Annotated in this window: 7 protein-coding genes and 1 pseudogene; all 8 read right to left on the bottom strand. The window is 73.5% G+C overall.

Translation table 11 applies throughout. From position 1 onward, the window contains the following. A pseudogene (locus Q0741_RS20375) lies at positions 1 to 611 on the bottom strand (hypothetical protein); the annotation flags it as partial. Then, positions 608 to 1126, bottom strand: a complete 519-nt coding sequence (hybE, locus tag Q0741_RS20370; RefSeq protein WP_298235021.1) for a [NiFe]-hydrogenase assembly chaperone HybE — start codon at positions 1124 to 1126, stop codon at positions 608 to 610. The gene hybE and the pseudogene Q0741_RS20375, both read right to left, overlap by 4 nt. Positions 1127 to 1144: 18 nt before the next feature. After that, positions 1145 to 1363 (bottom strand): rubredoxin, encoded by a 219-nt coding sequence (locus Q0741_RS20365; protein WP_298235020.1) that lies wholly within the window; start codon positions 1361 to 1363, stop codon positions 1145 to 1147. Then, positions 1363 to 2262 carry a hydrogenase expression/formation protein gene (locus Q0741_RS20360; RefSeq protein ID WP_298235019.1) on the bottom strand — a complete coding sequence of 300 codons (900 nt, stop codon included), beginning with the start codon at positions 2260 to 2262 and terminating at the stop codon, positions 1363 to 1365. Before Q0741_RS20360 ends, Q0741_RS20365 begins: the two co-directional genes overlap by 1 nt. Positions 2263 to 2282: 20 nt before the next feature. Continuing rightward, positions 2283 to 2768 (bottom strand): hydrogenase, encoded by a 486-nt coding sequence (locus Q0741_RS20355; protein WP_298235018.1) that lies wholly within the window; start codon positions 2766 to 2768, stop codon positions 2283 to 2285. A 54-nt stretch (positions 2769 to 2822) separates the two neighbouring features. After that, positions 2823 to 3143: a HypC/HybG/HupF family hydrogenase formation chaperone gene (locus Q0741_RS20350; RefSeq protein ID WP_298235017.1), complete on the bottom strand. Its 321-nt coding sequence runs from the start codon at positions 3141 to 3143 to the stop codon at positions 2823 to 2825. Between the two features lie 4 nt (positions 3144 to 3147). Then, positions 3148 to 3816, bottom strand: a complete 669-nt coding sequence (locus Q0741_RS20345) for a HyaD/HybD family hydrogenase maturation endopeptidase (protein ID WP_298235016.1) — start codon at positions 3814 to 3816, stop codon at positions 3148 to 3150. Between the two features lie 11 nt (positions 3817 to 3827). Further along, entirely contained in the window at positions 3828 to 4556 is a 729-nt protein-coding gene (gene cybH / locus Q0741_RS20340) for a Ni/Fe-hydrogenase, b-type cytochrome subunit (RefSeq protein WP_298235015.1), read from the bottom strand. Between the last annotated feature and the right edge of the window lie 149 nt (positions 4557 to 4705).

Genomic DNA, 4705 nt, shown 5'->3' with positions numbered 1-4705 from the left:
GAGCCGTCGCGCGCGTCCAGCCGCAGCGCGCGGTGCGGCGTGCGCAGGGACGCGCCCCAAGGCCAGAGCCGGCGCAGCAGCCGCGCCACGGGGCTGCGCGCCTGCGCGGTCCAGACCGTCAGCCAGCCGGCGCCGTCCGCCTCCCACGCGTCCAGCCAGTCGCGCAGTGGCATCGACAGGAGGTCTTCCTCCATCCAGGTACGCAGCGCCGCCAGCGCCGCGTCGGCATCGGGGCCGGGCGGCCACAGCGGGCAGCGCTGCAGCATGGCCGGTGTGGCCGGGCCCAGGCCGGCCACCGGGGGCGCATCGACCAGCAGGCGGCGCAACTGCTCCTGCGCCGTGCGCAGCTGCAGCCCGCGCCGGTCCGCGAGCGCGGGCGGCGGCAGCACGGTGCCGGGCGCCGCGCGCGCGGCCTCGATGGCGCGCCAGGCCGTGAGCGTGTGCGCATGGCCGCACAGCGTGAACAGCGTGCCCAGCAGCGCGGGCGCGGTGTCGGCAGGACGTCCCACCGCCAGGCGCTCGGCGCGGCGCACGCCCAGGCGCTGGATGTTGGGCAGCGGCTGGCCCGGGCTGAGCACCAGCCGGCCGCTGAGGGTGTCGAGCAGGCTCATCGCGCGGCCTTGGCGGCGCGGCGGCCAAAGAGCAGGCCGCGGCGGGTGGGCACGCCCGGGGCTGCGGACGCGGGCGCCGGGGCGGCCTTCACGACGGGGGCGGCGGTCACGGCCGCGGCGGCTTGCGGCTGGCGCAGATGCCCCAGCGCCGCCAGCGCCACGGCGCGCGCGGCGTGCTGGTCGGCGAACTCGAACATGGGAGAGAACAGCGAGCAGGCCTCGAAGCGGCAGCCGCCTTCCTCGCCGCCGAGGAAGGACAGCGTCTCGCCGCCCAGGCGCCGCGGGCGCGTCGCGCCCAGGGCCAGCGGTGCCGCCTGCGCGCCGGGCAGCCACAGCAGGTTCATGAACCAGGGCGTGACGAGCACGCCCAGCAGCCCGGCCTCCCCGTCGTCGTCGGCCTGCGGCTGGAAGCCCACGGCCTCGGTGCGCAGGGCCGCGTGCAGCAGCGGCACGCCGGCCATGCGGGTGCGGGCGATGTGCTCGAAGGCGGCGACGAGGGAGGCAACGCGCTGCATGGGTGTGGGCTCAACTTCCTATCTCACCACCATGAACTGCTCCGCGTCCCCGTCGCACACCGGGCAGCGCCAGTGCGGCGGCAGCGCGGTGAAGGGCGTGCCGGGCGGGATCTGCCAGGTGTCGTCGCCCTGCGCGGGGTCGTACACCCACCAGCAGACCTTGCATTCCAGCCGGGCCTCGGCCGCCAGGCGGCTGCGGTCGCCCAGGTAGCTGCCTTCGAAGCGGGTGCCTTCCATCACGACGGCCTCCGCGGCGTGCCGCCCGCGTTGTCCATGCCCTCGATCCAGCGCAGCACCTCCCGCAGCCGCTCGTGCGAGTCCTGTAAATCATCGGGCGCCGCGCAGGCGGCCTGCGGCATGTCGGTGAGCTCGATGGTGTTGAGGATCACCGCGTCCTGCGAGTTGTAGTAGACGACCCGCCAGCCGTGGCGCAGCCCGGTGTTGGTGATGCGGCAGTTGCCGTAGCCGCGCGAGAGGATCAGTACCCGGCCCGTGCCCAGGCGATGGTCGATGAGCGCGATGTCCATCGGCGATACCGGCAGCAGCGTGAGGTTCACCACGTGCGCCTCGGCGCCGGGCTGCCGGCGGCGCGCCGCGTCCTCGATCTCCGCGATCAGCCGCGGCGCGTTCATCACCTCGGCCGGCAGCGGATCGGGCAGCGCCGGCGCGATGAACTGTGCCGAGTCCGCCGCCGCGGCGTCGCGCAGCACCTGCGGCACGGCGCCCACCTCCAGGTGGTCGCGCACCACGCCGCCCTCGCCCACCACCGTGACACGCCAGACGCCGGCAAACACCGACTCCTGCACCTGCACTTCGTGCCCGCCCTCCGCGCCAGGCAGCACGCGGGCGCTGACCTCGCCCTCGCCCATCACCTGGTTGACCAGCGCCAGGTCCTCGGCCGCCAGCCCGGCGAGCGCCACGCGGCACGGGCCGCCCCGGCTGCCGACCAGTTCCAGCGCGCGCAGCGTCCCGCGCAGCACGGCATGCGCGCCGGCGCGCCCGGCCAGCGCCTCGGGTTCGGGCAGCGGCGGCGCGCGGTAGGTGTCCATGCCCTGGGGCATGGCCATGTAGCTCAGCGTCTCGTCCTCGACCTGGCTGCCGGGGCCGGAAACGATGGGAATGGGAAAAGCCTTCATGGCGGTGGCGGTCCTTGACTTCAGGAGGCGCAGGAGGCGCCGGCGTCGGCGCTCACCACGGCGATGCCGATGCCGGGAATGCGCGAGGGAGGCAGCGCCAGCGCTTCGTGCACGCGGGTGACGAAATCGTCCCAGTCGTGCATGCCGGGCAGCGTGTGGACGTAGCTGCCATCGCGCACGAACACCAGCGAGGGCCAGCGGTTGGAGCCGAAGTGGCGGGCCACGGCCGCCTCGGCCGAGCGGCGCGCCACGCCGATGGAGAAGCGCCCGCCCAGCGCGCGCTGGACTTCGGGCAGCACCACCGCCACGTCCAGCCCCTCGGGAAAGCGCACCGGGTCGCCGGCCAGCAGCAGCACGCGGTCGCCCGCGCCGGACATCCAGGCGTCGAGCGAGGTTTCGTCCACCCACTCGGCGCCGTGGCGCGCCACGAGGTTGCAGATCACGCCGGGCGTGTCGGGTTCGGCGGGTGCGATGGAAACGGCCGGCGGGACAGCAGATTGGGTCATGGCAGGTACTTCCGGTTTGCAAGGCGTCCACCGGGGATGGCCGCCTCGTGAAACTCAATCCGGCTTCGGGCCGGCGCCGGCCAGCGCGGCCACCTCGTGGACGCTCATGGCCGAGGGCAGCGCGAAGCCGGGGTCGTCGGCGAAGAGGGATGGGCCGCCGAGCACGCCGGCCAGCAGGTCCAGCGCGGCGTTGACCTCGGCGGCGCGCTGCGCGTCGATGCGCTCGCGCGCGGCGTCCAGGAACACCAGCAGCCACTCGCCCGGGGCCACGTCGCCCACCAGCGCCGTGTCCACCTCGCGCTGCTCGCCGCGGCCCGACACCAGGGCGCGCCGCTCGCGGGCGTCGAGCACCTGCATGGGAATGCCGATGCACATGGCGCTACTCCGCTGCCGGCATGAAGCGCGCGTCGCCGACGCGGCAGGCGGCCTCGGCGCTGGGGCGCTCGCCCTCGTAGCGCTCCAGCGCCAGCGAGGGCAGCGTCACGCCGCCGTCGCCGTCGGACCGCGCGCCGACGCGCGGCCGGGGCGCGGCGCCCCAGTCGCGCAGCGCCTGCAGGCCCAGCGCCAGCGCGTCCTCCAGTGCCAGGCGCACGCTCGCGCGCAGGCTGCCGCCGTAGTCCTCCAGCTCCTCGGGCTGGCAGCCGATGAGCAGCACGCGCTCGGGGTAGTGGCCGGTGAGTTGCGCCAGCGACAGCACTTCCTGGAAGCCGGTCTGGTGCAGGCTCATCTTCTTGGCGCCGAGGAAGCGCGGCACCTCGTCGTCCTCGACCACCTTGAGCGTGCCCGGGGGCAGCCCGTAGTCGATGGCGTCGAAGATCAGCAGCTGCCTGGCGCCCTGGACGTAGTGCAACAGGTACAGGCCCTGCGTGCCGCCGTCCACCAGCTGCACGTGCTCGGCGAACGCGTAGCGCTGCCCCAGCGCCTCGACGCAGCGGATACCAAAACCCTCGTCGGCCCAGAGCAGGTTGCCGATGCCCAGCACCACGACGGGCGCGTAGCCCTCGGCGCAGGGATCGGCGAAGGGAGGCGGTACGGCCTGGCTGTCCATCGCGGCGCCTCTCAGTCCTTGAAGGTGCGGTAGCCGGACACCATGGTGCTCACCACGCTCTGGCGCCCCATGATGTCCTCGCGGATCGCGGCGTACACGTGCAGCGTCACGAAGATCACCATCACCCACAGCCCCAGGTGGTGCCAGGTGTGCACGTCCTGCGACTGGCCCATCAGCGGGATCAGCCAGCCGAAGGCGACATCCGCCCACGAGCCCATGCCCAGGCCCTCACCGTAGAGCGCGAAGCCGCTGACGATCATGAACACCGACAGCAGCACGAACACGAAGAACATCGCGAAGCGCGCCAGCGGGTTGTGGCCCACGTAGCGGTTGGGCTGCGGGATCAGGAAGGCATACCACTTGAACATCATCACGATGTCCTGCCAGTAGGCCTTGCTGAAGATCGGCACCGTGAACAGCTCGCGCGCGTGGTGGTTGCCCACGATCGCCCAGTACACGCGGCCGAGCATGCCGATGGCGAACACGTAGCCCGCGGCGAAGTGCGCGAAGCGGATGTAGCCCATCAGGAAATGGTCGCTGGCCTCGCCGGGCAGCGTGGGCAGCGGCGAGCCGATGAGGTAGCCGGTCACGGCCAGCACCGTGATCGACAGGGCGTTCATCCAGTGCCACAGCCGCACCGGCGCCTCGTACACGTAGACCGAGCGGATGGGCGTGGCCCGCACCAGCTCGTGCGCATCCGCGCCGGGCAGGTGGCGCAGCTCCTTGGGAACGGCGGACATGGCGGTCTCCTCGTGGGTCCTGGGGCGTGGGTTCGGATCAGATGCGCGCGGCCAGCATCGCCAGGCCGCCGGCACCCAGCGCGGCGCCGGCGGCGGTCCAGGCCAGGGCGGGCAGCCGTTGCGCGCGCACCGCCAGCGCCAGGCCGGCG

It is taken from the genome of uncultured Azohydromonas sp., from assembly GCF_937926365.1.
Classification (GTDB): Bacteria; Pseudomonadota; Gammaproteobacteria; order Burkholderiales; family Burkholderiaceae_C; genus Azohydromonas.
This window is presented reverse-complemented; position numbering and strand designations above follow the sequence as displayed.

Bases quoted from the DNA above. Each gene is read 5' to 3' on its own strand.
- hybE (WP_298235021.1), bottom strand. From the start codon at position 1,126: ATGCAGCGCGTTGCCTCCCTCGTCGCCGCCTTCGAGCACATCGCCCGC.
- Q0741_RS20365 (WP_298235020.1), bottom strand. From the start codon at position 1,363: ATGGAAGGCACCCGCTTCGAAGGCAGCTACCTGGGCGACCGCAGCCGC.
- Q0741_RS20360 (WP_298235019.1), bottom strand. From the start codon at position 2,262: ATGAAGGCTTTTCCCATTCCCATCGTTTCCGGCCCCGGCAGCCAGGTC.
- Q0741_RS20355 (WP_298235018.1), bottom strand. From the start codon at position 2,768: ATGACCCAATCTGCTGTCCCGCCGGCCGTTTCCATCGCACCCGCCGAA.
- Q0741_RS20350 (WP_298235017.1), bottom strand. From the start codon at position 3,143: ATGTGCATCGGCATTCCCATGCAGGTGCTCGACGCCCGCGAGCGGCGC.
- Q0741_RS20345 (WP_298235016.1), bottom strand. From the start codon at position 3,816: ATGGACAGCCAGGCCGTACCGCCTCCCTTCGCCGATCCCTGCGCCGAG.
- cybH (WP_298235015.1), bottom strand. From the start codon at position 4,556: ATGTCCGCCGTTCCCAAGGAGCTGCGCCACCTGCCCGGCGCGGATGCG.